The following is a 26,377-nucleotide window of genomic DNA, read 5'->3' as shown; positions in this document are numbered from 1 at the left end:
GAGGGTGCATCTATTTAGTTAAATTTGTTCTACTGTTTACTGGCACTAAAGGATCTAAGCTCTTGTGAAGATATGCTGTACAATCCTACGATCCTAGAAGAATATAGAAAAACCGGATGAGGACAAAGAGGATAAATGCTCCTCCGATTGAAAAAAAGATGACTCGTCCGATCAGCTGTTTTTTTGTTGGATGGGTAGTGCCTTTGTCAATTATCGTATGAGCAAAATATTTCCCTCTAATCATACCGACTATGATGATACCTAGGCTAAGACCCACAAGATTTGGCCATGGGGGCCAACCCACTTCAAGCAAGGCAAGAGTAACAAAGACGACAGTAATTTGAACGAGCGGACCGAACAGATAAATGTTTAGTTTTTGTTTGGCAGTTAATGCCATTGGACTTCACCTTCTAAACTAATTATAGAACCATGACGCCAAATACGAAAAATGATACGAGTAATGGGACCCCGATGCACGCTGAACGGAATGCCCATTTCATAAGTTTTCCGTCCTCTTGTTTTTGCTCATTTGCATTGATAGTGGTCATTTTCCCTGGCGCTGATGTTCCATAAACGGTCGGTCTTGGAACCTTGCTGGTTGTAAATGAAGCTACGATTAAAGGGATGAACGAAGCTATAGCTAAGATGACAGTGAGTATTAGAAATAGCTGCCAGCTTCCTAATGTAACTGTAGTGAATCCCAATATGGCAGTCAGGATACAGCCTATGAGAATATATTGTAAAATCGTTCGTGCCATACAACCTCTCCTTTCACGTTTGAAGCTGTGCTTTACTGGTTAGAAGTTCCTTCAAAACATGGCTGAACAATGACGAACCCTTCTCCTTCAAACTTCATCTGAATGGATTCTCCACTTCCTCGACCTAAAAACGTCTTGTAATTCATATCCGTTTTGAACTCTGGTTCTAAATGACCTGACCATGCAACGGTTGCACTCGGGTCTGTCATCACGGGCTTCCCTGGTTCTACTAACAAGGTTAGCGGTTCATAATAGGTCGTGATCGCTATTTTGCCTTGGCCTTCTAGGATGATATTGAATAACCCGCCGGACATCATGCCCGCTACTTTTCTCATCATATGAATATCCCAGTTTACAGAAGGCTGAAACGCTAGAAGATCGTTCCCATTGACGGTTATTTTTTCTCCTTGTAAATCTAAGATGGTGATTTTCTTCCCTTGGTCTGATAAATAGATTTGTCCTTTTCCTGTTGCACTCATCAATTCGCTACCTTCGCTAGTAAATGCTTTCTTCAGCATGCGATCAGCTCCATGATCCATCAGGCCTTCTCGTTCGAACTTTACATCTCCTATGTAAGCGATCATCGATCCCATTTTCGCCCATAAATTCCCTGCTAATTGCACGTCTAAAATCCGGTCTGTTTCAAGATCAAATGAATCCTTTGGCTCCTTTGTTTTTTTCGTTTCATTGATAAATTCTTGAATGGAATATTTGCTCATGTGAGTCACCCTTTCAATTTTTTATCTATCTTGAAAAGCAAAGGTTCGGCAGTCACTAATGTCATGATGAGGATCTCACCACCAAAGTTTAACTGTTACTCTAATCCCTTTTTCTTACGCCATTTATGCCCTAAAAACGTAAGAATGGTTCCGACAATGCCTGCTAGAATCACTATAACAATCAGCCCTTGCCAAAAAGTTAAATCCGTTGTCTCTCGCCGGTACGTGTTGAAAACCGCTGCACCCGCACCGATAATCGCGAAAATAATATAATCAATTTTCTTTGTAAACATCGGCCCCTTCCACATACTCTTTTGGGGAACTTGATTATCACTCATCAAACCACTCCTTTATTTCTATCATTCTATTAAAATGACGAAAGGCTTATTTCTTATAGATCACATATGTATTGGCCAACATGTCATGAAGCCCTGTTTTTTCTTAGTCAGTCCTACGAGGACATATCCGATAATCATAATTAAATAGGAAAGAATCTCTGCAAAATATCTTCCTATCGACTTCCCATATCCAATTCTTTCGTAGTCTTTATCTGTGATTTGCATTCTCTGCGAATGTTAGAACAGATTCTAGTCACATAAATTGGTAAACAATAACATTAGTTCCCTCGAAAGAAATTTCTAAACTCGAAATTTTTCGAGGGAGACATCTGCGACAATCGCTAAAAAACTATTTTATGCGATTTTGAATAAAATGATCTTCCTTACTGATGCTATAAGTATCCAACCTTAAGGAGGAACGATATGGAAAGAGCTGATTATCAATTAATGCAAGGTTTAACTGAAACTGAAGGGTTACCAGGGTTTGAAGATCGCATCTATCGTTTTATGAAAAAGGAGATTGTTACTTATACAGATGATATTTATTCTGATAACTTAGGCAGTATTGTTGGCAAGATAGGGAGTGGTGAACCGAAAGTGTTGCTAGCAGGACACATGGATGAAGTGGGATTCATTGTCAGTTCTATTACCAAGGATGGCTTTTTGCGCTTTCGTCCACTAGGAGGTTGGTGGGGACACGTGTTGCTCTCTCAACGAGTGAAAGTGTTAACGAAAGAGAAAGATTTAACAGGGATCATTGGTTCTAAAGCTCCTCACGTGCTTTCACCTGAGGAACGGAAAAAAGTGTTGGACATAGATAAGATGTTTATCGATATTGGCGCAAGTTCTAGGAAAGAGGCAGAATCATTCGGAGTGGCTGTTGGTGATCCTATCGCGACGATTTGTCCTTTCGAGCCGCTCCCTAATGAGAAAATGCTTCTAAGCCGTACGTGGGATAATCGGGCTGGCTGCTACATTGCGTTAAAAGTCTTGGCTCGCTTAAAAGATGAAGCACTGCCTAATTCCTTGTACTCAGGTGCGACCGTTCAAGAAGAAGTAGGTCTTAGAGGCGCTGAGACTTTAGTAAACATGGTCGAACCGTCGATCGCTTTTGCTACAGATGTGGGCGTTGCCGGGGATATTCCAGGTATGAATCAAGAGGAAACGGGGTTATCCCTAGGGAAGGGGCCAATATTATCCTTCATGGATCGCTCGATGATTCCTCATCGGAAATTACGTGATTTCGTTGTGGAGACAGCGAAAGAAAACCGGATCCCTTACCAAACAGATATCATGGCAGGGGGTGGCACAGATGCAGGAAAGTTCCACATCGCTTATAAAGGAGTTCCTACGATGGTCGTAAGTGTTCCAGCCAGGTACATTCATAGCCATGTCTCCATCGTTCATCACGACGATTTAGATCATGCTATTGACTTGTTATGTGAAGTTATCAAGAAGCTGGATAAAGATACAATACACGGTATCATTGGCTTGCATTAATGTGAAATCAAACGAAGCCACTCGCTTTTTCCAAGCTCGTTAAGATTCTCCAAACGAGAACAGGAGACAGAGTGGCTACTGTCTCCTGTATCAATAATTAGTTATTCTTGTGCAGTTCTCCTGCGAAAGAAGAGTACTCCGCCTGTTAGCATAGCAAGCATTAACCCACCGAGAGCAAACATCGGATGATTAGTTGCTGTATTTGGGAGCTCGTCCCCTTCCTCAGCCTCTTCTAGCATTTCGTCTATACCTTGTGCACCTTCAACGACTTCTTGCGGAACATCGAAATCTTCTACACTATCGTAATTGTGAAAATTCATATCCATCATTTGCTCAATTGTAGCTGTTTCTCCTTCAGCCTCGATTTCCATGTCCATTTCCAAATGAATGGAACTGATATAATGCGTATCCATATCGATAAAGACTTCATAGGAGAAATCGTGGACCTCCACATCCCCTAACATGTCTTCCATCATATCCATGTCTTCGCCATTCATCCCATCGTTCATGGCTTGGTTCATGATATATGTCAGTTCTTCCCCATCACCGTTATATGTAACGACATAATAATTATCTTCTTCAGAGAGAGTCAAGTCTTCAGACATCGCTTCAAATTCACCTAGCTGATTACTTGGGTGGTGCGCCATTCCTTCCATATCTTCCGATCCGTCGGCAATTTTCATCCATCCACCTTCAGGGTCTTCCATGAAATATCCTTCATCTGTCCAATAAGAAGTTACGGTTTCTTCTTCAGCATCAGGTAAGCTAGTCGTCACAACTTGATGAAGCTTGAAAGGATCCAGGATTACATCTTGTTCAATTTCAGAATGAATTTCCACCTCACCTGACACTTCGTCTGAGATAACCTGATGCAACATGGTCATACTTGAAAAGCTCTGAATATCTTCCATTGCTTCATTTGAATGATTTAGTACATCCTCCGCCGTCATATCATCATTTGCAAATGTGCTATTCGCACTAACCAACAACATCGACAAGGACAAGGCAGAAAAAGTAGTTGCTTGCTTTTTGTTTATCAAACCGCTCACTCCTTATTTTTTTGGGATTCTATGAAACTGAATTCTCTCGTTCTGTTAACCTTGGTAATATATACCTCCCAGTTCGACAGCATAAACCTTTTTATGTAAAAATAGGAAATAAATATTTTTCAAGTAGGAGGAGAATACGTCATTCAGGTACACGAGCGTTCAAACTGGCTTACCATTCTCCATACGGGCTACAACCTCTCTCAAACCGGCTACAACTACCTCCAAACCGAATACCGACCTTCTCAAATCAGCTACCATTCTCCATGCGGGCTACAACTCCACTCAAACTGACTACAACCCCCTCCAAACCGAATACCAACCTTCTCAAACCAGCCACCATTCTCCATGCGGGCTACAACTCCACTCAAACTGACTACAACTCCCTCCAAACCGAATACCAACCTTCTCAAACCAGCCACCATTCTCCATGCGGGCTACAACTCCACTCAAACTGACTACAACTCCCTCCAAACCGAATACCAACCTTCTCAAACCAGCTACAAATCTCCATAAGGGCTACAACTCCACTCAAACCGACTACCAACCTTATCAAACAAGCTACAACCATAATTACATTTTTCAAAAAAACTCATTATTAACATCAAAAGCCTAAGTCCGCAAAAAAGTTGCGAACTTAGGCTCAATGAATTTTCACTATCATTTTTAGTTGTTTACGTCATCGTCGTTATTTAATGCATCATTATTTTCTTCAGCGGAGTCATCATTTTCCTCGTCTTGGCTCCATGTCCATTCTGTTTCATTCTCTTGATCAGCGAAATCAATCGTCAAGTTGTACTCTTGGAAGTCTTCTTCATTAAAGTCGAACGTGTTAGCAATTTCAGAAGTGATATCTTCTTGATCCGTTGCTGCGTCCACGTGGAAGTTAGATAAATAGATTTCCATTTCAGCCATCGCATTTTCGCCTTCTAAATCTAGATCATCTCCACTGACCGTAGCGTCCCCTTCTTCATCTTCTGATTCAGGAGTGTAGGAGAATTCCCACTCTGTTTCGTCAACTAATGTAACGTTTAAATCGAAACTGTTAATATCTTGATCCGCGACTGCTTCAGCCTCTTCTTCATCATCATTCATTGCATCATTATTATCTAAACCATCATTGTTATCTTCAAAATTGTCGTTCATATTCATATCATTATTTTCGTTCTCTTCATTATCAGCTAAGTTTACATCAGGCTCTTCTGTTACTTCATTGTTCTGATTATTATTATTTTCTTCTGTGTTAATTCCTTCATTGTTGTCTCCACACCCTGCTGCAACTACAGCTAATACTGCGATACTCATAGCAAACTTCTTCATTATTAAACCCTTCTTTCAATTAATTTAAATATATTTTTTAGCGACTAGGGTCTGTTTCCTGTTCACGCACTTCATAAACTCGATTAAACTAGATTAGCCCCAAAGTACCAAAATTTCATTTAATTTAAAATAAATAGAAAAAAAGATTTCATTCAGTCCCACCTGTTCAGTTAAAAAATTGATGTAATATGATAAGAAGTTCAATCGTCTAATTAGTAAATCAAACGCACAGCACTGAAAGGAGGCGGTCCAATTGGATGAAATAGAATCGTGGTTTTATCAATACTCAGATGATATCTATAAATCCGCAAACACGGTCGTGCTTCTAGCGATAAGAAAAGTGTAAAAAAATCGGTTCAATCTAAAGGAAGCCCTCACTTATTAAAGGGTAACTTATTGATTTCGTGCCCTAAGTCGATAAATATTCCTGATCCTGTCTTACTCTTACATGAATAGTTTCACTAGCCCCCCTTCTAGGTGTTTAATTTTCAATTTTATCGGTAATGGACAAAATGACAGCTAATAAGTTGCTCAGGTTATTGATAATTACTTGCTAGATGTCATAAGGGCTTTTGAAACAATCCCTTTATTATTAAAGGAGGATAATTAACATGATAAATTTAAAACAGAACGGAAAACTTGGCTTTGGAACGGCGCCTTTAGGAAATATGTTTCGAGACGTTCCAGAGGAAGAAGCACTTGAAACAGTCAAGACAGCATGGGATAACGGCATTCGTTATTTTGACACTGCGCCCTTCTACGGAGCTGGTCTCGCTGAAATGAGATTAGGAGCAGTATTGTCTAATTATGATCGGGACGACTATGTGTTAAGCACAAAAGTTGGACGACTCATCTTAGACGAAGAGGAAGAAAAAGAAGGTCTATTTGAATTCGGCCACAAGAATAAAATTGTTAATGATTATTCTGCAGAGGGTACTCGTCGCTCCATTAAAGATAGTATGGAACGATTGAAAACCGATCGACTGGATTTTGTTTACGTCCATGATATCTCACCGGATTTCCATGGAGATCAGTGGCTCTCATTATTTGAAGAAGCAAGAACAGGAGCTTTCCGTGAGCTGAACAAGCTTCGTGACGAAGGTGTCATTAAAGGTTGGGGATTAGGCGTTAACACAACGGAACCCATTGAGCTTGCAAATGAATTAGAAGAAACAAAGCCAGATATTCATGTTCAGGCTACCCAATACACCCTATTAGATCATGAATATGCTCTACAGCGGTTAATGCCCGGTTCTGAAGAAAAAGGAATCAAAATCGTGGTTGGTGCTCCTTATGGCTCAGGTGTTATCGCTGGTGGCTCTCATTATGCATATCAAAAAGCCCCATCTGAAATCAATTCAAGGGTAGAGCGCATGAACGAGATCGCTAAGCGTCATCAGGTCAGCTTAATTTCAGCTGCTCTTCAATTCTCAGCGGCCCATCCGGCAGTAGCTGCTGTCATTCCAGGTACTACTCGCCCTGAGCGCATTCTAGAGAATATCAATGCTATGAACGCTGATATTCCTGTAGCCTTCTGGGAGGAAATGAGAGAACAAAAATTAATCTCTCCTGAAGCACCGTTGCCAATAAAAGAATAACTTTCTTGCAAAAAACTAACAACAGATGGAATCCCCTTAGAATACACATGCTAAGAACACGAAATGTAGATAGCATGTTGCTCGGAGGGGTTTTTTTGAGGGAAATTGGACAACCTTTAGCAAGATGAAAAAGAGATTTATATTTCTAGCATTGCAACTTCACGACTTGAATTAAATATCATTCCATTCATCAATGTTTGGATTTAAAACCGTTCATCTCCCCCTTGAATTCGTTGTACCTCTTTAAAAAATATCCTAATTTTAATGTGAGAATATCTTTATGCATAACCCTTACAACGATTAATCTACTGATACCTTTGAGACATTTTACAATTTTCTGAAGTCTAACTGCGTTTTACTTTTTATTTGAGTAATTATTTATTATAATTATAATGTAAGAATCGATACTGTCTCTATTTTAAGTTTCGTACGATGAGAGGCATGATCATTTATTGTCTACTCTTCTCAAATCAGAAAGGGGAATGAACGTATGGACATGAAAGAAAATGAAAACGCAGGAAAGTGCCCGTTTACAGGTGGAGGTGCTGCTAGTAAACCTACTGGAGGAACAAAAAACAAGGACTGGTGGCCAACCCAACTGGACTTACATGTTCTTCATCAGCATGATACGAAAACGAACCCACTTGGGGAAGATTTTAATTATGCAGAAGAATTCAAAACAATTGATTACGATGGATTGAAAAAAGACCTTCATAATCTCATGACAGACAGTCAAGAGTGGTGGCCTGCGGACTACGGACATTATGGTCCATTCTTCATCCGCATGTCTTGGCATGCAGCAGGTACATACCGCATGCAAGATGGACGCGGTGGCGGTGGAAGTGGTTCCCAACGCTTTGCTCCTCTTAATAGCTGGCCCGACAACGGAAACTTGGACAAGGCCCGTCGTCTTCTTTGGCCAATTAAACAGAAATATGGAAATAAATTATCTTGGGCAGACTTGCTCGTTATCACAGGAAATGTCGCGATTGAATCCATGGGTGGTAAGACTATTGGATTTGGTGGAGGACGTGAAGACATTTGGCATCCGGAAGAAGATGTTAACTGGGGTCCTGAAGAAGAATGGTTAGGGGACAATCGTTACTCTGGTGAACGTGACCTAGAGAACCCTCTCGCTGCCGTTCAAATGGGCTTAATTTATGTAAATCCAGAAGGTCCAAATGGCGAACCGGATCCACTTGGAAGTGCCAGAGATATTCGTGACACCTTTAAGCGCATGGGTATGAACGATGAAGAAACCGTTGCCCTTACGGCCGGTGGCCATACTTTTGGTAAGGCACACGGTGCAGGAGACCCTTCACATGTAGGTGAAGAACCTGAAGGATCTCTGGTTGAACATCAAGGCTTCGGCTGGAAAAGTACACATGAAACCGGCCACGGGCCTTTCACCATTACTAGCGGAATCGAAGGTGCATGGACTCCTACCCCAACTCAATGGGATATGAGTTACTTTGATTTGCTGTTCGGATATGAATGGGAGCTTACAAAGAGCCCTGCCGGAGCATATCAGTGGCAACCTGTAAATCCTGATGAGAAGCACCTTGCTCCTGATGCGGCTGATTCGTCGAAACACGTTCCGACGATGATGACTACAGCTGATATGGCTATGCGTATGGATCCAGATTATGAAAAAATTTCACGTCGTTTCCATAGTAATCCTGACGAATTCGCTGATGCTTTTGCTCGTGCATGGTTCAAGCTTCTTCACCGTGACATGGGCCCACGTGACCGCTACTTAGGTCCAGAAGTTCCAGAAGAAGAATTCATCTGGCAAGACCCTATTCCAGCGGTTGATTATGACTTAACAGATGCTGAAGTAGAAGATCTAAAAGCGAAAATTTTAGACTCAGGACTAACAGTGGGCGAACTTGTCAAAACTGCCTGGGCTTCCGCTAGCACATTCCGTGGCTCAGATATGCGCGGAGGCGCGAACGGTGCTCGGATCCGCCTTGCTCCACAGAAAGACTGGGATGCGAATGAGCCAGAACAGCTTTCAAAAGTGTTATCGGTTTACGAAAACATTCAAAAAGATCTAGATAAAAAAGTCAGCTTAGCTGATTTGATTGTACTTGGAGGAAGTGCAGCCATTGAAAAAGCTGCAAAAGACGGCGGCGTTGACGCTAAGGTTCCATTTACTCCAGGACGCGGGGATGCAACTCAAGATCAGACAGATGTAGAAAACTTTGAAGTATTGGAACCAGTAGCCGATGCTTTCCGCAACTATCAGAAGAAAGAGTATAGTGTTAGTCCAGAAGATCTCATGGTAGACAAAGCACAGCTACTTGGCTTGTCGGCTCATGAAATGACTGTACTAATTGGTGGTATGCGCGTGCTAGGTACCAACCACGGTGGAACACAACACGGCGTCTTTACGGATCGTGTCGGTACCCTCACGAACGACTTTTTCGTTAAGCTCCTAGAAATGGGACTTGAGTGGAAGCCAGTAGACGGCGGTATCTATGAAGGACGCGATCCTAAGACAAACGAACTCGTACGTACTGCAACGAGAGTCGATCTTGTTTTTGGTTCCCATTCGATTCTCCGTGCCCTTTCAGAAGTGTACGCGCAGGACGATAGCAAAGAGAAATTTGTTCATGACTTTATCGCTGCATGGGTGAAGATCATGGACGCAGATCGTTTTGACGTTAAATAAAGGAATTCGGAACTTTATGTTTTAATTAACATCCGGGCTATATGAAGTTTTAATTTAAGCATAGAAAAGGAACACCTTACAAAGCTTGTTGGCCAACAGCCTCGTTTCCCGTGGTTGTTGGCCATAAGAGTGAACACTTGAATGGACAAAAGGACAGAACTTGAGAAGTGCTAAACTCAAGTCCTGTCCTTTTAATGATTAAATTATTTTCTCCATAAAGTTGAATAGTCTTTTTTATCTAAAATATATAACTCAATCATTTTTTCGATTAAAGTGAAATCAATCGGCGTATTCCATTTCATCCTGACCAATTCCTTCGTGTAATCATAACCTGCCTGCTCAATTTCAGTTTTAAAGTGATCCAGCCCTGCTCTTTCTGGCGCTACAGATAGATGATGTTTCGCCACACTAAACCCTATAATATAGGTCGCATGATCCGTAAACATAGGCTGATTCCAAGCAATTTCAGGCTCTAAACTTGGAAACTTCTCCATAACCCAAGTCAATAATTCTTCCATTCTTTCTCGATGCTCTGGGTTATCAATTTTCTTTAAATAACCTTCAAAATCATTCAAGTGGTTTTCTCCTCGTATCGTTTGCGGTTCTGGTTACACTAACTTATTTATTTCCGCAAAATCTTCTCCATCGCTTTTCCCTTTGCCAATTCATCGATCAGCTTATCTAAATAGCGGATTTCCTGCATCGTCGGTTCTTTGATCTCTTCTACTCGGACACCGCATATCACACCTTTGATCAGAGTCCGTGATGAATTCAGTTGGGGTGCTTCAGCAAAGAAGGTCTCAAAGTCTGTCTGTTTTCGCAACTGTTCTTCTAACTCTTCCTGGCTATATCCGGTTAACCAACGGATGATCTCATCAACTTCGGCTTTCGTCCGTCCTTTTTTCTCCGCTTTGTTAATATAATGTGGATAGACACTTGCGAAACTCATTGTATAAATCTTATGTTTGGCCATGATACACCCCCTCTTACATTTTTTTTAGTATATCACGAAATATACAGTACTAGCAGATGGACTCTTTTAGATTAAACTACTTCTTTATTGAGTATGCTAATCATAGAGGAGGGAAGAAAAACATGGTAATTAACATTATTTTAGGAGCAATCCTCCCATGGATCATCCTTGTTTACTTATACAAACGAGACTCAAAAATTGTAGTATTGTTCGTCCCCTTTGCAATTGCGCTTGCATTTATAGCAAATGACTGGGGCCAAGAAATTTTTTGGGTGGTGACACCTTATTTTGAGAATCCCTCTTTGTCCACCCTCCCCATAAACCTCGGATATTTCCCATTGCTTGCATGTTTATTAGTTTATATTAAGATAAAAAAAGTCGTAAATAACCGGATATTATTAACCTTTTCAATTAGCGGCGCAATAGCACTGGAGTTTACTGCTTTGACATTCGGTAAAGTCATTTATCTAAATAATTGGAATTTGTTTTATACTTCCTTTATCTATTTGGGCGGAGCCCTAGTTACGCTTTCTTATCTTTACTTGTTACAAAAGTTCAATTTCATTTGAGTCCACTCCTATCTATGTAAATTTTTGAATAGTTAAAAAGAATGACAAGAAAAAAACTTGAGGTCAGATTTCTTTTCTCTGCGCCTCAAGCCTACCAACCGTTATTACAATATTTAATTTACGTTAAAACTCCACTTTTTTTTGGTTTGTAACAATGAGCAATGTTTTTCCTTTATCTAGTTCTTCTTCTAGATCTTCTGCTCTCTCTGCACTAAATCCCATTTCTTTCATTTTCGTACGAAGCTTGTCTCCTTTGGAACGAAAGACATTTTTTAATGTTGTTCCTACTCCTAATTCACTAACTCCGATCTTGTTTGCATCAGTGTTTTTTCTACTTCTTTGTTCATGGTCGTTGTCATGGGAAAGGACATAAATGTCTTCATCCCGAACACCATCTTTTCTAATTTTCCCAATCGATTCGCTTAATTTTTCATCGTCGTGAAATATTTTGAATAAAGGTTTCATTTGCATTTCCTCCTCATATATTATGACTATCGTTTTTCGTAATAGATAGACAGAAATCTTAAGATGATGGAGTCTACATATCGATCTCAATGAATATCTCTTCCATCATAATGGAACTACTCTTTTGTGTTCCCGATAAGATCATTTTAAAACACACATCTATAGAATTTATTGCAATTACACCGGAAGCGTCAGTCTCTTTTGGTAATCCTTTTGCACTCACCCCAACAACTCAACCCCATTTTCTCTCCATTTCCACAACTTCCATATGTATTAATGTTTTGAGCGAAAACACCTCTTTTCACATCCATAATATGGGATAAAAACTCAAGAAAATGCTCCTTGAGGGGAATACGCTGTGGGTTAAGGAAGCAAGAAAAAAAGCCAGAGAAAACGACGGGAAGGTCGTCTCTCGGGCTTGGAAAAAAGAGTGGGGAGCGTGTGATGGATATCCCAACTCAAATGTTTTTTACATAGACACACTTAACAAATTTCGTCGACTAAAACCTATTCCACCGTAACACTCTTAGCAAGGTTACGTGGCTTATCAACGTCGCACCCACGGTGAAGGGCAGCGTAGTAAGAGATCAGTTGCATTGGGATGACGCTCACTAATGGTGTGAGGTAATCATGGACTTTCGGCATAACGATTTTATCGTCATCTTCTTGGAAGCCTTCCATACTGATCATACATGGGTAAGCGCCACGAGCGACAACTTCCTTCATGTTTCCGCGAAGATTTAAATGAACCTTTTCCTGTGTGGCAAGACCAATGACAGGGGTTCCTTCTTCAATTAACGCGATCGTTCCGTGCTTCAACTCTCCACCTGCAAAGCCTTCAGCTTGAATATAAGAAATCTCTTTCAGCTTCAACGCGCCTTCCATACAGACATGGTAGTCCATGGATCGACCGATAAAGAAGCAGTTTCGTGAGACGCTCAAATAGTCGCGAGCGACCTCTTCTAAAACGTCCTTTTGTTCAGTGAAAATCTCCATGGCATTGGCAACAATCCCTAGCTCTTGAAGAGGATCGAAGTCCATTTCTAGCCCTGACGCTCTTGCTGTGTCAACGGCGAGAATGGCAAGAACAGCCATTTGCGCTGTGTAGGCTTTCGTAGAAGCAACAGCGATTTCTGGACCTGCATACGTGTGTAGCGTGTACTCCGCTTCGCGAGACAGAGTGGATCCTGGAACATTTGTAATGGTTAAGGTTTGATGACCTAACTTTTTCACATTTACGAGAACGCCGCGGGAATCCGCAGTTTCTCCGCTCTGTGATATGAAAATAAAGAGTGGTTTTTTACTTAATAACGGCATGTTATAGAGGAACTCACTGGCAATATGGGTTTCAACTGGAATGTTAGCGATTTTCTCAAGCAACTCTTTCCCTACTAAACCAGCGTGATAACTCGTACCTGCCGCGATAATATATATACGGTCCGCACTTTGAACAGCTTGACGTACTTCCTCATCAAGCTTAATGCTATCGTCTTCGTCTTTGTACTTCGTGATAATGTTACGAATGACAAATGGCTGCTCATCAATTTCTTTGAGCATGTAGTGAGGGTATGTTCCTTTTTCTATATCACTGCTATCGATCTCAGCGATATAGGAATCCCGTTTCACTACTTCACCAGCCATCGTCTTGATTGTCGCTTCTTCTTTCGTTACAACGACGATTTCTTCGTCCATGATCTCAACGAATTCATTCGTAACTTGCAGCATAGCCATGGCATCACTTGCTACCACGTTTACGCCTTCACTTAGTCCAACGAGAAGCGGACTTTTGTTTTTCCCTACATAAATTGTATCTGGATCTTCAAGGTCTAACAGAGCCGTCGCATAAGACCCTTTCAAAACGCTTAGCGCATGCCGAAATGCTTCTTCTGTTGATGCTCCTTCAGAAGAAAACTTCTCTACAAGCTGAACAATAATCTCTGTGTCTGTATCACTGATCATCTTCACGTCAGGAAGGTATTCCCGGCGAACGTATTCGTAATTTTCGATTACTCCGTTATGAACAATGGTATATCGAGCTGAAGTACTTTGATGAGGATGGGCATTCAACTGACTTGGCGCACCATGAGTGGCCCAGCGAGTGTGTCCAATCCCAACCATTCCAGATTCTGTTTCATCCACTGACTCACGAAGAGTGGCGATTCGCCCCTTCTCCTTATAGACATGAATGCCTTGATGGTTAGCGATGGCAATGCCTGCTGAGTCGTAACCCCGATATTCCAATTTCTCTAAACCTCGTAAAAGGATTTCTTTTGCATCTTCCGTTCCTACATATCCTACTATTCCACACATAATTCCATTTCCTCCCTCGGCAGGACAAGAAATGCTTTTGGGGCATTCTCGCCCCACTCTTCATCTTAGTTTATGATAATCTTTTCCTGTTTGTTAGTTTGATTTCATCAATACTGAAGCCTTTGTTCGAAAAGTCGCCTTCTCGTTTTGGGCTGCAGCTTGCGGTTGTGATGAACCAACCGAGAGGCATCCGCCGAATCGTTCGATGAACCTCTTCCTCGTCAACTGCGATACGTTTCATCCGTTCACAGTCCTGGCGCTTTGTACTGCTGGAATATATTGTTGTCCGATCCTCCTTTCTTCTCTTGAATAGTCTAATCATACTACATTCGTAAAAATTTGGTCAATTCTTTTTTTGTTAATGACTGAACTTATTCTTCATATGAGAAGACTAATCATGAAGAGGCCTCTCCCTAGTACTATATGATTATTATCTAATTGAGGTTCTTACAATGTGTAAATCCCGAGTCTAATTTACCCGCTAACAGGGTGATTGAAACGATTTTCGGGCAAAATAACTGTCTCACTATTTACAATAAGTAAAATGTCAGTAATTGTTATGTCAAAAATGTCAACAATGTCTATGACGAAATTAGCTTTAGATTGCATTGTATCAACGTTGGGAGCGCTTTATTATAGAGTTATACAGACGAATTCATTTTTCATTATAAAAAAAGGAGGAAACAACAATGACGCAAGAAAAAAGTTCAATACGTACGAAGATTCAAAAGTTCGGTAACTTTCTAAGCAGTATGATTATGCCGAACATCGGTGCTTTCATTGCATGGGGACTTATTACTGCACTCTTTATTCCTGATGGCTGGCTCCCTAATGAAAGTTTCGCTGAATTAGTTGGACCGATGATTACATTCTTACTTCCTTTATTAATTGGTTTCACTGGAGGTAAACTCGTTCACGGTACTCGGGGAGGCGTCGTTGGTGCGACTGCCACAATGGGTGTCATCGTCGGAGCAGAAGTACCGATGTTTATCGGTGCCATGATTATGGGACCTTTAGGCGGTTTCATCATCAAGAAAATTGACCAGTCGTTTGAAGGGAAAATCAAGCCCGGTTTTGAAATGCTGATTAATAACTTTACTGCAGGTATATTCGGTGGTGCCCTTGCACTTGTTGGCTTAGTTGGTGTCGGACCGATTGTGACTGCCTTCAGTCAAGCTATGGGCGCGGGTGTAGACGTCATTGTTGACGCCGGTCTACTTCCTCTGGCAAGTATTCTGATTGAACCTGCGAAAATCCTGTTCTTAAACAATGCAATTAATCATGGGGTGTTAACTCCTCTTGGTTTAGAACAAGTATCTGAAATGGGACGTTCGATTTTATTTCTATTAGAAACTAACCCAGGACCTGGTTTAGGAATACTTTTAGCCTTTACATTCTTTGGAAAAGGCATGGCGAAACGTTCTGCTCCTGGAGCTGTCATCATTCATTTCTTTGGAGGGATTCACGAAATTTATTTTCCTTATGTATTAATGAAGCCAGCTTTAATTCTGGCGGCCATTGCTGGTGGGATGAGCGGGATCTTCACATTTAATCTATTAGGTGCTGCTTTACCTGCAAGCCCGTCACCAGGAAGTATTATCGCCTATACACTGTTGATACAGCCAGGTTATTACGTTCCTGTATTCTCCGGTGTCATTGTTGCAACTGCCGTGTCTTTTGTTGTAGCCTCAATAATATTGAAAACAGGCAAAGCAACTGAAGAGGAAGATTTGACAGAAGCAACATCTAAAATGGAAGCCATGAAAGGAAAAGAAAGTTCCGTCTCGTCTTCTCTAACGGGTAGTTCAGCTACAGCTTCAGGGGAATTTGATTATAACAACGTAAACAAGATCATCTTTGCTTGTGATGCAGGAATGGGGTCCAGTGCCATGGGAGCATCCATTCTACGCAATAAAGTAAATAAAGCAGATCTTGACATCAACGTATCGAATACAGCGATTAGCAATATTCCAGATGATGCAGATGTGGTTATCACTCACAAAGACTTAACACCACGTGCAAAAGATAAAATTCCGACTGCTCATCATATTTCTGTCGATAATTTCTTAAGCAGTCCTGAGTATGATAAGCTGATTGAAAAGTTAAAGTGATGCAGCTTTTGATGCTGTAATGGAGTGATCCAATATGTATGTTTCTGCAAGAGACAGGTTTATTTTAGATAATCTCATTCAACATCCTGAAGGAGTGACGATCCGAGAGATCGCTCACTCTCTTCAAGTAAGTGAACGGACGATTCATCGTGATCTGGCCAGCTTCGACTCTTTGCTTCATCCTTATGAGCTGACCCTTGAGAAAAAAACGGGAAAAGGAATTTTTCTAAAAGGGGCCAAAGAGCAAATTCAACAATTCAGTCAAGATTTACAAGAGGCTAGACACTTTGATTTTATGCCTGAGCAAAGGCACGTGATCATTATTTGCAAATTGCTCGAAACCTTTCAGCCAATGAAACTTCAGTCTCTGGCATCAGACTTAAACGTCACCGTAGCAACGATCAGCAGCGACTTAGATAAAGTGGATGAGTGGTTAACGAAGTATGAGCTAACACTTGAAAAAAGAAGAGGACTCGGCATTCAGGTGATTGGAAACGAGACAAATAAACGAAGAGCCATCAGTGGTCTCTTAACCGAACACTTCGCTGAAGGTGAGATCTTGCAGTATATTCGCAGGCAGTTGCCGAATCGGGATTCTGATATAAACGAATCCATCGCCGGACAATTGCTTGGATTTATCAACGTTGAAAAGTTAAAAGAGGTACAAGAGGCTGTAGCAAAGATCAGTCGATCACTGGATTATCATATCGCTGACTCTGCTTATATCGCTCTTGTTGTTCACCTGACCTTGGCATTGGAACGAATTCTAAAAGGGGAAAATATCAGTATAAACACTGAACTGGCCAAACGTCTTAAGGACAAAAAAGAATTTGCATTGGCCGAAAAACTCGCACAAGAGCTCGAAAATACCTTCTCTCTTGCTATACCTGAAGCAGAAATCTGTTATATTACGATGCACTTGCGAGGAGCGAAACTACGCCAAGATCATCAGGTGTTGTTTACAGAAGAGAATATGGATACGGCCATGCTAGCTAAGAGATTGATCCGTGCAGTCAGCGAACATGTTCACATCGATTTACAAAGGGACGATTCCCTTTACCAAGGGCTTATCGCTCATTTGGATCCTGCTCTTTATCGTTTAAAACAAGGAATGCATATTCATAACCCTTTGCAAGATAAAATCCTAGAGAATTATCAAGAACTTTTCTCTACTGTAAAACAAGCCTTTCATTCGGTTATCACGGATATTGATATCCCCGATGAAGAAGTTGGTTTCCTCGTGTTGCACTTCGGTTCGGCCATTGAGAGGGAGAGTAACAGAAGAACGCATAAAGCAGTTGTCATATGCTCAAGTGGGATTGGCTCATCGAAAATGATCTCAAGCAGACTTCAAAATGAATTTCCAAATATTATTGATGTGAAAAACAGTTCTTTGTTCGACTTAGATGACGTTGATCCTGATGAATTAGATTTAGTAATTTCAACGATTCCTCTAGTAGATCACGCCATCGATTATGTTCAGGTGAATCCTTTTTTAACGAAAGAAGATGTTCGAAAGATTCAGGATTACATTGATCGTAGAGAACATCATGCCGCCCTGTTAAAAGCATCAACGACCTCAAGAGCGAAGAGTAAGAACCCGTCTGTGCAAAGCATGGTTCGAGCGAAAAACATTTTCATTAATATGCAACAAAGTTTAACTTCTACCGTGCATTTGCTACGTCACTTTAAAGTCTATCGACCTTTCCCTAACTTAACGCTATGGGAATCACTCACTCACGTATGTACAGACCTAAAAAATAAATCTTTGATCACTGATGTTAATGAAGTCTTACAACATTTAAAAGCAAGGGCGGAACTTTCCGGGTTAGGAATTCCAGGTACACAAATGGCCTTGTTCCATGCCCGCAGTGAAAGTGTCAATCAGCCAATATTTATCATCATGGAGCTTAGTCAAATAGAGAGAGTAAATGCCATGGACGGTAACGAGATTGATATGAATCGAGTATTAGTGATGCTAGGTCCAGCAGAAATGGCAGAGGAAGAAACAAAAATATTAAGTGCTATCAGCAGTATGATGATTGAAGACGACGATAGTATCGCTCTTTTTGCAAAAGGGAACGAAGAAGAAGTTTCTAATTTCATCAGTGAACAGTTAATCATTTACTACCAAAATTATTTGAAAAAGGAGCATCATTAAAATGAGTAAACCTATTATTTCAAACCAAAACGTAGTATTAAAAGCGAAAATATCATCCAAGGAAGAAGCCATCAGAGAAGCAGGAAAGATCCTAGTAGATGGAGGATATGTTAACGAAGAATACATCACGAAAATGTTTGAACGAGAAGAAATCACGTCTACATTCATGGGGAATTACATTGCCATTCCTCACGGGACCGAAGATGCAAAAGGAACCGTACTTGCATCTGGAATTTCTGTTCTTCAGTTAGCAAAACCGATTGATTACGGTGATGGAAATCAAGTGAAGATCGTGTTTGGAATTGCCGGTCAAAACAATGAGCATCTGGATATTCTTTCAAAGATTGCTATTGTTTGCTCAGAAGAAGAAAATATTGAGAAAATGGTTCAGGCAAACACAGAAGACGAGCTTCTATCGTTATTTAGCGAGGTGGAATAAATGATTGCCGTTCATTTCGGAGCTGGGAATATTGGTCGAGGATTTATAGGAAAAATCTTAGCAGAATCTGATTATGAGATGACCTTCGTGGATGTAAACGCTGAGATTATTGACGGGATAAATGAACACAAAATGTATCAAGTTTTTTATGCGGAAGAAGATAGACGGTCGTTTACAGTTTCAAATATTCGTGGACTTCATTCTCAACACCAAGAAGAGGAAGTCGTTCAGGCCATCGCTCAAGCTGATCTCCTGACAACGGCTGTTGGAGCTCACATCCTCCCTCACATTGCGCCTTTAATAGCGAAAGGGTTAAAGAAGCGTCTAGTTGAAAACAATCATCCGCTAAACGTGATCGCCTGTGAAAATGCCATAGGTGGGACAGATCAGTTAAAGCAAGCTGTACTAAAGCATCTGGATCCTGTTGAAGTCAACGACCTAAACCGCCTCATCGGCTTCCCGAATGCAGCCGTTGACCGGATTGTACCTAATCAAAACCAGGAAAATATCCTTGATGTCCTTGTTGAGCCGTTCTTCGAGTGGGTCGTCGACAAAAGGGCAGTGAAAGGAACGATCCCTCCCGTTGAAGACATTCATTTCGTTGAAGATTTAGACGCCTTTATCGAAAGAAAATTATTTACAGTCAATACGGGACACGCATTAGCTGCATACTCTGGCTATCAAGCTGGAAAACCAACAGTACAAGAGTCCCTCCTTGATCCAGTAATTAAAGAGAAAGTTCTTCAAGGTCTTAAAGAAACCGGTCAACTCTTATGTGAGAAGCATGGTTTTGATCCGATTCAACATCAAGGGTACATCGAAAAAATACTTGAAAGATTTACTAACCCTTATTTGACGGACGAAGTCACTCGAGTAGCTCGTCAGCCGATCAAGAAATTAGGTTTAAACGAACGTTTGATTAGTCCGGTTAAGCAATTAATGACGAGAAAGATCGTGCCATATGGGTTATTAACCGGGATTGTAGCAGCTTTACAATACGACTTCTCTGAAGACGCTGAAGCAGTTGAATTGCAGAAAAAAATAAAGCAACATGGCGTTAAAGTGGCGTTAAGTGAAGTTTCAGGATTAGCAGAAGACGATGAGATTATCGATCAAGTCTTCGCTTTGTATAGCGAAACCGTTTAACTTATGTAGATGATTCAGGATCTATGAATCTCTCTCTACTAACACGAATGGCCGAAGAGGACTTCGTTTCACCAACGAAGCCCTCTTCGGCTCTTTTTTATTGATACCCACTTTCTATCTCTTTTATAGCTTTATATAATATAGGTTGTGATCGACCTTTTTGGTATTTGAATATTGGTTTGATATCCTTCAAGATTTAGCTTTGTATCAACTTCCTCATCAGTCTCATTTAGAACAACAATAATAATATCATTATTTTTATTCTTGAAAGCGGTGGTGGATACTTTATCTAAAGAAGAAGTCACAGCAATTCGCTTCGCCCCTGGTTCGATAAACTTACTGAAATGACCAATATAGTAATAAGAACTGTTGTAGTGAATTTTATCTTCTTTTGTCTCAACGATAATTGGTGCATCACAAAAGTTCCCCACGTGATTAGGTCCACCTTGCTCATTTAGTACAAGGTTCCAATCAATAAAACCTTCCAACCAATTGTTCATGTCCCCAATGATATTCCTGGCGTAGCGCTCACCAGTGTGCCATTCTCCTAATTGAACGCCCCCTTCAATGCACCCTTCAGTGAATATCAAGTGTTTATCAGGGAAGGCTTCATGAACTTTCGATAAATTCTCAAATTCTTCCGATACGTACCAATGGTTACCCGTGCCCCAAACGTATTTTGAAGCCTCAGGGTCAGATAACACGGTCGTTGCTCTTTCTACCATGAGATCGCGATTATGATCCCATATAATGATTTTTTTATCCTCTAGTCCATGGTGCCGTAACGTAGGTCCTAAATAATCTTTAATAAAATCTCTTTCTTCTTCTGCCGAATATAGACAAGAATCCCATACTTGCTTCGCTGCTGGCTCATTTTGAACAGTAACTCCCCAAATAGGAATACCTGTTTTCTCCATCTCCTTAATATACTTAACGAAATAATTAGCCCACGTTTGACGATATTCATCTTTTAACTTTCCTCCGTGGTTCATTTCGCCATTTGTTTTCATCCAAGCCGGAGGACTCCATGGAGAAGCTAACATTGTAAAGTTTTGGTTTGCAATACTTGCCGCATCTTTTATTAATGGGATGACGTATTTTTGTTCTCGTTCAATGGAGAATGATTCAAGAGAATTGTCATTTTCCTCAACATATGTATAATTCTCCAGAGCAAAATCACAACTATGGATGTGCGTTCTTCCTAAGTTGTAGCCTAAACCATCTGTTTGATCAAAATAGGAATGAATGACCTCTTCACGCTTACTAGGTGAAACTTGAGAGAGCGAATAAGCGGCCGCTTCGGTAAATGCACCGCCAAACCCTAACCATTCTTGATATTCTTTCGTTGGGTCTACAGATATGACACTCCCCGCTTCGTTCGATTCTTTTTCTAAAATTAAGTCGTTTTTATGAGCCCATTTTTCAGCTGAAAACTTACTAGTTTGAATAACTTGAACTTTTTTCAATGATTAACACTCCCCAATAGTTCTTATTCGAGCGGTAATGATTTAAACCGCTTCATTTTCCCTTCATTATCTGAATACTCTTCGTTCAACTCGGTTAATGATTTCTGGCCATTCTTCTTCTGGATTTGCACCGTCATAGACATTATCTAACCCAATGAGGATTTCTTCATTCACATCTTCGTAGAGTGATCCTTTATAAACATATTCTACTTCCAAGGCCGCTTCTGCGAATAATTCTGCAACATTTCCCCCGCCGAAATGATCATCTGTAGGTAGTGTGAAATCAGGATCATCATAAACGTCTGGCGTCGATGGGAACGTACCTCTTTCTTCAAAAGATTTCATTTGTTGCTTTGCAGCTACCAGCCACGTTAGAAATTCATAAGCCTCTTCTGGATGATCTGTTTCTTTCGGAATAGTGAACCAAGAACCCCCCCAATTTCCAGCTCCTTCTGGCATGGAGACAACTCGCCAGTTCGTATCATCTGGTGCATATCCCTTAATCGTCTCACTCATCCAAACTGGGCCTAATAATGTAGCATAATCTCCTTCTTGTATAGCATTTCGCCACTCTCTGGACCCCATTTCACTATTATCGATATACCCGGCCTCGATCCATCGTGCCGTCTCATCGTATACTTGTTTCATATATGGTGAAGACTCAATGAGAAGTTCGTTTGTTTCATTAAAATAGTGTTCAGAAGCTTGATCCCGCTTCGCTTTAAATACTGGCTCCGAATTATCCACCATCTTTTTTCCAGTCTTATCTAAAATCGTCGCTGCTATTTGACGGTAATCCTCCCACGTTTGAATCATCTCTTCCACTTCTTCTGGTTCAGATGGTAGGCCTGCCTGTTCAAACACATCTGCTCGGTAATACATCGCAGTCGGTTCAATGTCTGCTGGAACGCCAAGTAAAAAGTCTCCATCTACACTTGAACCAATCTCCCAAGCCCAATCAAGATAATCAGATTCTAAGTCAGAAGCACCCAAATCATATAAATTCATAAATTTATCTTCTGCCCTTTTATAAGAATCAATTTCAGACCTTTCGATTGCGGCGATATCTGGCGCTCCTGCTCCTGCAGATAAAGATGTAAATAGACTCGTATGATGATCTTCCATATCAACCTGTTGAATAGATATGGTGACATTTGGATTTTCTTCAGTGTATTCCTCAATCAACGAATCATAATTGGTACCGAACGCCCAAAAGGACAATTCCACTTCACTTTCTTCAGACCCTATACTGATCTCATCATTTCCTGCATCTTCTTCACCAACGCCACCATTGCTACTGCAACCAACGGCAATCATTGCCGTTACGAGTATGGCCGATAGTAAACGCTCTTCTTTCATAATTTACTTCCCCTTTGAACTGCTATTCTCCCATAATGAATATGGTACGTTCATTTTAGCTGATCCCTGATATTTTGTTCAACAGTGATCATATTATCGTCTATATACGATTAAGTATGTAAGGCGAAATTGCTCAATCTATGAAACAGGGGTAGGGAGATTGATTCGTCAATCTCCCATACATTTTTCATCCTATTAAAGAATGGGCCAAAACTGGCTTATTCTCTCTTATTGCAAATGAACAGTCATTTGTTCGATCTTGCCCTCTCGAAGAGCTTTCGCATGACTTCCGACTAATTCGCCAACGTTCACCTCAAAGGTATCTCCGTTATCATAAGTGATCACATAACTTTGTGGAACCGCTCCATCCTTACCAAAGGTATGTTTTCGCTGAGGATTTGTATAAGTGACCTTGCAAGTTCCAAACAACGTAAACGTTACTTCGTTCTCTTCCGTAAACATCCAATCTGCTAAAACGGGTGTTAATCGGAGCACTAATTGATCTTCTTCCACGGTAAATGGCTTCTGACCAGCCATCATAATCATCCACATGTTCATAAATTCAATTGTCGATCCGCTTAAGCGGGCAACAAATCCCCGTCCGTGCAGTGCCGGATTCGGATTAGCTGAACTGGCAATAAACGAGGAGTTCTCCAGCGTACTTCTTCCATAAATAGCAGGATCAAGAAATGGAATCAGTGCGTTTTGCATGTCCTCATAAAACTCTTCCGCTAAGCCCGCTTTCAACACTTCAAGCAAGTATTTATATTCCATATGCAAAAAGATTGACTCATTTTCCAGCCATCCCGGTGTGAATGACTTAGCACGACCTAATTCTAATGGCTCGTTTTCAATCGGCATCGATGTTTTGTACATTTTCAACTTCCGATCATAAATAGCAGATTCCTTTACTTGATCGTATATTTTCTTTGCTGACGATTGATCAGCTGAAATCTTTAATGACTTCACAATCCCTTCTAAGAAAGGTGTTACTGGTACAGGTTTCCAGTCGATTTCATCCATACGACCACTTTCCACTCCTGCTCCTGAGGCATCAAAATAAAAATAAGTTGGAGGTAGAGAACCATAGTTGGCTAATCTTTCTATTCCTTTAGCCACTCTTGATTTCAGAGTCGCTAATGCTACGTGAACTTCTTCCATAGACAAGGTCTTCTCTTTCCCTGAGATACCGTTTCGAATTTTTTCTCGGTAAGCTTCTCTTAAGGTTGTTACCTCATTCCAATAAGCAGTTTCTGCTTTTGGTACTGCAGGATCCAGTTGATTTATTTGGCTCAACACTCCGTCGAGAAATTCACCTGCTTCTTCAGGGAGATACACTGTCTCTTCACTTTGTACGTCCTCTAGTTGTTCTATTAACCTGTATAACTCCATTAACTCAGATGTACTCGCTCCAAACATCCCAGGCAATCCGTTTAAGGAATCGTTCCATCCAGGTTTACCCGCTTCCATCTCAATTCCTAAACCGTCAGGAGCAAGAGTCGATGTCTTCACTAAAGCGAGAAGCAACAACTTGGAATATAAATTCGTTTCATACACCTCTCCTTTGCCGTAATTCCCTTTTACCCAATTGGAGTCACCTGAGTGTGTTTCTTCCACCGCGCTATATTGTCGGAGCTGATCGCCTTTTCCTTTGTACTTATGTTGGCGAGGCTGAACTGATGCTGGGCTTTGGAAAAATGCATAAGAACGATTAAAGTAAAATTTCTCTTTATCGTCAGGATAAACGGATAGAAAACTCTCTACCAAGTCTAAATTGTAAGTCCAATGATCTATCCAGTATCCTTCACCGAATTCTGCTTCGTAATTCTCCTTGGCTTCTAGTAAAACTGTTGTAAGAAACTCATCAAATGACGTTTGTAACTGAATTTCTTTATCTAATAAATAATGTTTTAATTCTCCTGGTGTAAATGAATCTTGGAAAAATGATTTTAATACGTCGATCTGGTTTTGCTCCACATAGGCAGAAAAATCAAATGTAGAGGCGTCATTTAGTTGAAAGCGAACACCCTTAACCGCTAGTGGATTATAACCATCCAACTGGATCAAGTTCATAAACTGCTTCACATTACTGTCGTAAACATGAGGTTCAAAAAACACGTCACACCGACGATTTTGATTGATATCCCGATAGTTTCCGTTTCCTTGAGAATAGAACGTGGGACTAATTGAGAAGAAATTGTAGTCTCTTTCAAGATCTCCATGTTTTCTCGAATATAAATAATAGACCTTACTCTCTTCTTTGTTTTTGAAGACAAACGGAAATCCTCCGCGCAAACCATTATCGAGGAAGCTCTGTCTGCTATAAGCATCGAATAAAGGCTGACCTGTTACTGATTCTATCGGCTTCGTTAGTTCTCTTGTAATGGATTGAGCTTCTTCTTTTTGTTCAACCAAGAAATCAAGTGTTAAATGGGAATTCACAAAAGATTGAACTGCATCCAAATTACGCCCATGCCCAATGACAGAGAACAACACCGACTCTTCTCCTGCTTTCAGTTCACACTGGATGGGAGTAAATCCACAAGATACCTTGTTCGTCGTATACTGTTTCTCCTTAGCAAGTTCACTTACTGAGGATTGAATGAAATTCTCAGGTGTCAGTAAAGAAGTATCTGAACCAAAAATCAGATCTCGATCCACAATAGGCGTCAAATGGGTCTCTTGGCCATTTTGTGAAAACAAACTAAAGTAGAAATTTCCCTCTGTGATTTCATTCACTTCAGCTGTGTCTTCCATACTTCCTCTCAATGTATAAAAAGGAACCTTCTGCTCTACATTGTAAACATCGAACCAGCTTTTCAACGTATTTCCTAATTCCTTATAAGGGGTATTAGCTACTCCGCTAGGTAATACAGCTGGCATACCATCTAGAATTTCGAACGATTTCGTTTGGTTGGAAATATTTTTAAATTCAACGTGACGAATCAAGCCACTTACAGGTGCATTTGCCAAAATGAAGTAACTGACATTCATAGAGAATCCAACACGCTGATTCGCGTAGTGAAGTTGCAGCATATTTTCCGAAATGGTCATTGTTTCAGTGATATCCTCTTCATTCGCTCCTTTAGAAGCAAACGGTTCAATCACTTTCGTTCCTTCTGAGTCTGCAACCTTTACAAACGTTCGGAATCCTTGAAGGTGAACCATTTGATAGGATTTGTCTGCCGGATAAAATTCCATCATGGCATGGTTCTTGTCTTGTATACCAAAGCTCGCAATCCCTTGGCCTCTGTTAACATAAAAAGCCCACATAGGAATTCCTGATAGCCCAGCAATTCCCGGTAGGAAGCTGGAAAAAGGTGCTTGGGACTGGTAATTTTTAATTTCAAATGAGTGGTCTTTTTTTAACTGGTACATAGTAATGCCTCCGTGATATTTTTTAGTGTAAAGAACTTTTTCTAAAC

Annotated in this window: 23 protein-coding genes; 8 read left to right on the top strand and 15 right to left on the bottom strand. The window is 40.7% G+C overall.

Annotated elements, in window-relative coordinates; genetic code table 11:
• Positions 1-85 precede the first annotated feature (85 nt).
• The 4 genes from CR194_RS17255 to CR194_RS17240 all read right to left on the bottom strand — a co-directional run bounded on the left by CR194_RS17255 (position 86) and on the right by CR194_RS17240 (position 1,815).
• Positions 86-397 (bottom strand): hypothetical protein, encoded by a 312-nt coding sequence (locus CR194_RS17255; protein ID WP_110611354.1) that lies wholly within the window; start codon positions 395-397, stop codon positions 86-88.
• Between the two features lie 22 nt (positions 398-419).
• Positions 420-758, bottom strand: coding sequence for a hypothetical protein (locus CR194_RS17250; RefSeq protein WP_110611352.1), 339 nt, complete (start codon positions 756-758; stop codon positions 420-422).
• Between the two features lie 32 nt (positions 759-790).
• Positions 791-1,477, bottom strand: a complete 687-nt coding sequence (locus CR194_RS17245) for an AIM24 family protein (RefSeq protein ID WP_110611350.1) — start codon at positions 1,475-1,477, stop codon at positions 791-793.
• Between the two features lie 95 nt (positions 1,478-1,572).
• On the bottom strand, positions 1,573-1,815 hold the full coding sequence (locus tag CR194_RS17240; protein ID WP_110611348.1) for a hypothetical protein: 243 nt from the start codon (positions 1,813-1,815) through the stop codon (positions 1,573-1,575).
• Positions 1,816-2,238: 423 nt separating this feature from the next.
• Between CR194_RS17240 and CR194_RS17235 the strand changes: the two genes are divergently transcribed.
• Entirely contained in the window at positions 2,239-3,315 is a 1,077-nt protein-coding gene (locus tag CR194_RS17235; RefSeq protein WP_110611346.1) for a M42 family metallopeptidase, read from the top strand.
• 101 nt (positions 3,316-3,416) lie between these two features.
• On the opposite strand, the gene CR194_RS17230 is transcribed toward CR194_RS17235, so the two are convergent.
• From CR194_RS17230 to CR194_RS17225, 3 genes are all read right to left on the bottom strand, one after another.
• Positions 3,417-4,355 carry an LPXTG cell wall anchor domain-containing protein gene (locus tag CR194_RS17230; protein WP_110611344.1) on the bottom strand — a complete coding sequence of 313 codons (939 nt, stop codon included), beginning with the start codon at positions 4,353-4,355 and terminating at the stop codon, positions 3,417-3,419.
• Between the two features lie 333 nt (positions 4,356-4,688).
• Complete coding sequence (locus CR194_RS20755; protein WP_269845727.1) at positions 4,689-4,814, bottom strand: hypothetical protein; 126 nt, start codon at positions 4,812-4,814, stop codon at positions 4,689-4,691.
• Positions 4,815-5,027: 213 nt separating this feature from the next.
• Positions 5,028-5,681 (bottom strand): YusW family protein, encoded by a 654-nt coding sequence (locus CR194_RS17225; RefSeq protein WP_110611342.1) that lies wholly within the window; start codon positions 5,679-5,681, stop codon positions 5,028-5,030.
• A gap of 611 nt (positions 5,682-6,292) precedes the next feature.
• Between CR194_RS17225 and CR194_RS17220 the strand changes: the two genes are divergently transcribed.
• Complete coding sequence (locus CR194_RS17220) at positions 6,293-7,279, top strand: aldo/keto reductase (protein ID WP_110611340.1); 987 nt, start codon at positions 6,293-6,295, stop codon at positions 7,277-7,279.
• Between the two features lie 490 nt (positions 7,280-7,769).
• On the top strand, positions 7,770-9,953 hold the full coding sequence (katG, locus tag CR194_RS17215) for a catalase/peroxidase HPI (RefSeq protein ID WP_110611338.1): 2,184 nt from the start codon (positions 7,770-7,772) through the stop codon (positions 9,951-9,953).
• 203 nt (positions 9,954-10,156) lie between these two features.
• On the opposite strand, the gene CR194_RS17210 is transcribed toward katG, so the two are convergent.
• Both CR194_RS17210 and CR194_RS17205 read right to left on the bottom strand, forming a co-directional pair.
• Positions 10,157-10,528 (bottom strand): iron chaperone, encoded by a 372-nt coding sequence (locus tag CR194_RS17210; RefSeq protein ID WP_199228200.1) that lies wholly within the window; start codon positions 10,526-10,528, stop codon positions 10,157-10,159.
• 47 nt (positions 10,529-10,575) lie between these two features.
• Positions 10,576-10,926, bottom strand: a complete 351-nt coding sequence (locus CR194_RS17205; RefSeq protein WP_110611336.1) for a DUF2200 domain-containing protein — start codon at positions 10,924-10,926, stop codon at positions 10,576-10,578.
• A 122-nt stretch (positions 10,927-11,048) separates the two neighbouring features.
• On the opposite strand from CR194_RS17205, the gene CR194_RS17200 reads away from it, so the two are divergent.
• Positions 11,049-11,495, top strand: coding sequence for a hypothetical protein (locus CR194_RS17200; RefSeq protein ID WP_110611334.1), 447 nt, complete (start codon positions 11,049-11,051; stop codon positions 11,493-11,495).
• 123 nt (positions 11,496-11,618) lie between these two features.
• On the opposite strand, the gene CR194_RS17195 is transcribed toward CR194_RS17200, so the two are convergent.
• The 3 genes from CR194_RS17195 to CR194_RS20340 form a co-directional block, all read right to left on the bottom strand.
• Entirely contained in the window at positions 11,619-11,960 is a 342-nt protein-coding gene (locus tag CR194_RS17195; protein WP_110611332.1) for a general stress protein, read from the bottom strand.
• Between the two features lie 507 nt (positions 11,961-12,467).
• Positions 12,468-14,270, bottom strand: coding sequence for a glutamine--fructose-6-phosphate transaminase (isomerizing) (gene glmS, locus CR194_RS17185; RefSeq protein ID WP_110611328.1), 1,803 nt, complete (start codon positions 14,268-14,270; stop codon positions 12,468-12,470).
• A gap of 70 nt (positions 14,271-14,340) precedes the next feature.
• Positions 14,341-14,592, bottom strand: coding sequence for a hypothetical protein (locus CR194_RS20340; protein ID WP_158282303.1), 252 nt, complete (start codon positions 14,590-14,592; stop codon positions 14,341-14,343).
• 367 nt (positions 14,593-14,959) lie between these two features.
• Between CR194_RS20340 and CR194_RS17180 the strand changes: the two genes are divergently transcribed.
• Genes CR194_RS17180 through CR194_RS17165 form a run of 4 tightly spaced genes read left to right on the top strand, consistent with a single transcriptional unit; the run spans position 14,960 to position 20,127 of the window.
• Positions 14,960-16,381, top strand: a complete 1,422-nt coding sequence (locus CR194_RS17180; RefSeq protein WP_110611326.1) for a PTS mannitol transporter subunit IICB — start codon at positions 14,960-14,962, stop codon at positions 16,379-16,381.
• Between the two features lie 34 nt (positions 16,382-16,415).
• Positions 16,416-18,542, top strand: coding sequence for a BglG family transcription antiterminator (locus tag CR194_RS17175; RefSeq protein ID WP_110611324.1), 2,127 nt, complete (start codon positions 16,416-16,418; stop codon positions 18,540-18,542).
• A gap of 1 nt (position 18,543) precedes the next feature.
• Complete coding sequence (locus CR194_RS17170; RefSeq protein ID WP_110611322.1) at positions 18,544-18,981, top strand: PTS sugar transporter subunit IIA; 438 nt, start codon at positions 18,544-18,546, stop codon at positions 18,979-18,981.
• Complete coding sequence (locus CR194_RS17165) at positions 18,982-20,127, top strand: mannitol-1-phosphate 5-dehydrogenase (RefSeq protein ID WP_110611320.1); 1,146 nt, start codon at positions 18,982-18,984, stop codon at positions 20,125-20,127.
• 131 nt (positions 20,128-20,258) lie between these two features.
• Here CR194_RS17165 and CR194_RS17160 read toward each other — a convergent pair whose 3' ends face one another.
• From CR194_RS17160 to CR194_RS17150, 3 genes are all read right to left on the bottom strand, one after another.
• Positions 20,259-21,593: a glycoside hydrolase family 30 protein gene (locus CR194_RS17160; protein WP_110611318.1), complete on the bottom strand. Its 1,335-nt coding sequence runs from the start codon at positions 21,591-21,593 to the stop codon at positions 20,259-20,261.
• Positions 21,594-21,659: 66 nt separating this feature from the next.
• Entirely contained in the window at positions 21,660-22,952 is a 1,293-nt protein-coding gene (locus tag CR194_RS17155) for an ABC transporter substrate-binding protein (protein WP_110611316.1), read from the bottom strand.
• Between the two features lie 228 nt (positions 22,953-23,180).
• Complete coding sequence (locus CR194_RS17150; RefSeq protein ID WP_110611314.1) at positions 23,181-26,330, bottom strand: hypothetical protein; 3,150 nt, start codon at positions 26,328-26,330, stop codon at positions 23,181-23,183.
• Positions 26,331-26,377: the final 47 nt, after the last annotated feature.

Origin of the sequence: Salipaludibacillus keqinensis (genome assembly GCF_003226325.1) — a bacterium.
Classification (GTDB): Bacteria; Bacillota; Bacilli; order Bacillales; family Salisediminibacteriaceae; genus Salipaludibacillus; species Salipaludibacillus keqinensis.
This window is presented reverse-complemented; position numbering and strand designations above follow the sequence as displayed.

What these genes read in the sequence shown, in the direction of transcription:
- CR194_RS17225 (WP_110611342.1), bottom strand. Translation starts at nt 5,681, where the DNA reads ATGAAGAAGTTTGCTATGAGTATCGCAGTATTAGCTGTAGTTGCAGCA.
- CR194_RS17220 (WP_110611340.1), top strand. Translation starts at nt 6,293, where the DNA reads ATGATAAATTTAAAACAGAACGGAAAACTTGGCTTTGGAACGGCGCCT.
- CR194_RS17200 (WP_110611334.1), top strand. Translation starts at nt 11,049, where the DNA reads ATGGTAATTAACATTATTTTAGGAGCAATCCTCCCATGGATCATCCTT.
- CR194_RS17205 (WP_110611336.1), bottom strand. Translation starts at nt 10,926, where the DNA reads ATGGCCAAACATAAGATTTATACAATGAGTTTCGCAAGTGTCTATCCA.
- CR194_RS17250 (WP_110611352.1), bottom strand. Translation starts at nt 758, where the DNA reads ATGGCACGAACGATTTTACAATATATTCTCATAGGCTGTATCCTGACT.
- CR194_RS17165 (WP_110611320.1), top strand. Translation starts at nt 18,982, where the DNA reads ATGATTGCCGTTCATTTCGGAGCTGGGAATATTGGTCGAGGATTTATA.
- CR194_RS17155 (WP_110611316.1), bottom strand. Translation starts at nt 22,952, where the DNA reads ATGAAAGAAGAGCGTTTACTATCGGCCATACTCGTAACGGCAATGATT.
- CR194_RS17180 (WP_110611326.1), top strand. Translation starts at nt 14,960, where the DNA reads ATGACGCAAGAAAAAAGTTCAATACGTACGAAGATTCAAAAGTTCGGT.
- CR194_RS17150 (WP_110611314.1), bottom strand. Translation starts at nt 26,330, where the DNA reads ATGTACCAGTTAAAAAAAGACCACTCATTTGAAATTAAAAATTACCAG.
- CR194_RS17195 (WP_110611332.1), bottom strand. Translation starts at nt 11,960, where the DNA reads ATGAAACCTTTATTCAAAATATTTCACGACGATGAAAAATTAAGCGAA.
- CR194_RS17175 (WP_110611324.1), top strand. Translation starts at nt 16,416, where the DNA reads ATGTATGTTTCTGCAAGAGACAGGTTTATTTTAGATAATCTCATTCAA.
- glmS (WP_110611328.1), bottom strand. Translation starts at nt 14,270, where the DNA reads ATGTGTGGAATAGTAGGATATGTAGGAACGGAAGATGCAAAAGAAATC.
- CR194_RS17240 (WP_110611348.1), bottom strand. Translation starts at nt 1,815, where the DNA reads ATGAGTGATAATCAAGTTCCCCAAAAGAGTATGTGGAAGGGGCCGATG.
- CR194_RS17245 (WP_110611350.1), bottom strand. Translation starts at nt 1,477, where the DNA reads ATGAGCAAATATTCCATTCAAGAATTTATCAATGAAACGAAAAAAACA.
- CR194_RS20340 (WP_158282303.1), bottom strand. Translation starts at nt 14,592, where the DNA reads ATGATTAGACTATTCAAGAGAAGAAAGGAGGATCGGACAACAATATAT.
- CR194_RS17255 (WP_110611354.1), bottom strand. Translation starts at nt 397, where the DNA reads ATGGCATTAACTGCCAAACAAAAACTAAACATTTATCTGTTCGGTCCG.
- CR194_RS17235 (WP_110611346.1), top strand. Translation starts at nt 2,239, where the DNA reads ATGGAAAGAGCTGATTATCAATTAATGCAAGGTTTAACTGAAACTGAA.
- katG (WP_110611338.1), top strand. Translation starts at nt 7,770, where the DNA reads ATGGACATGAAAGAAAATGAAAACGCAGGAAAGTGCCCGTTTACAGGT.
- CR194_RS17170 (WP_110611322.1), top strand. Translation starts at nt 18,544, where the DNA reads ATGAGTAAACCTATTATTTCAAACCAAAACGTAGTATTAAAAGCGAAA.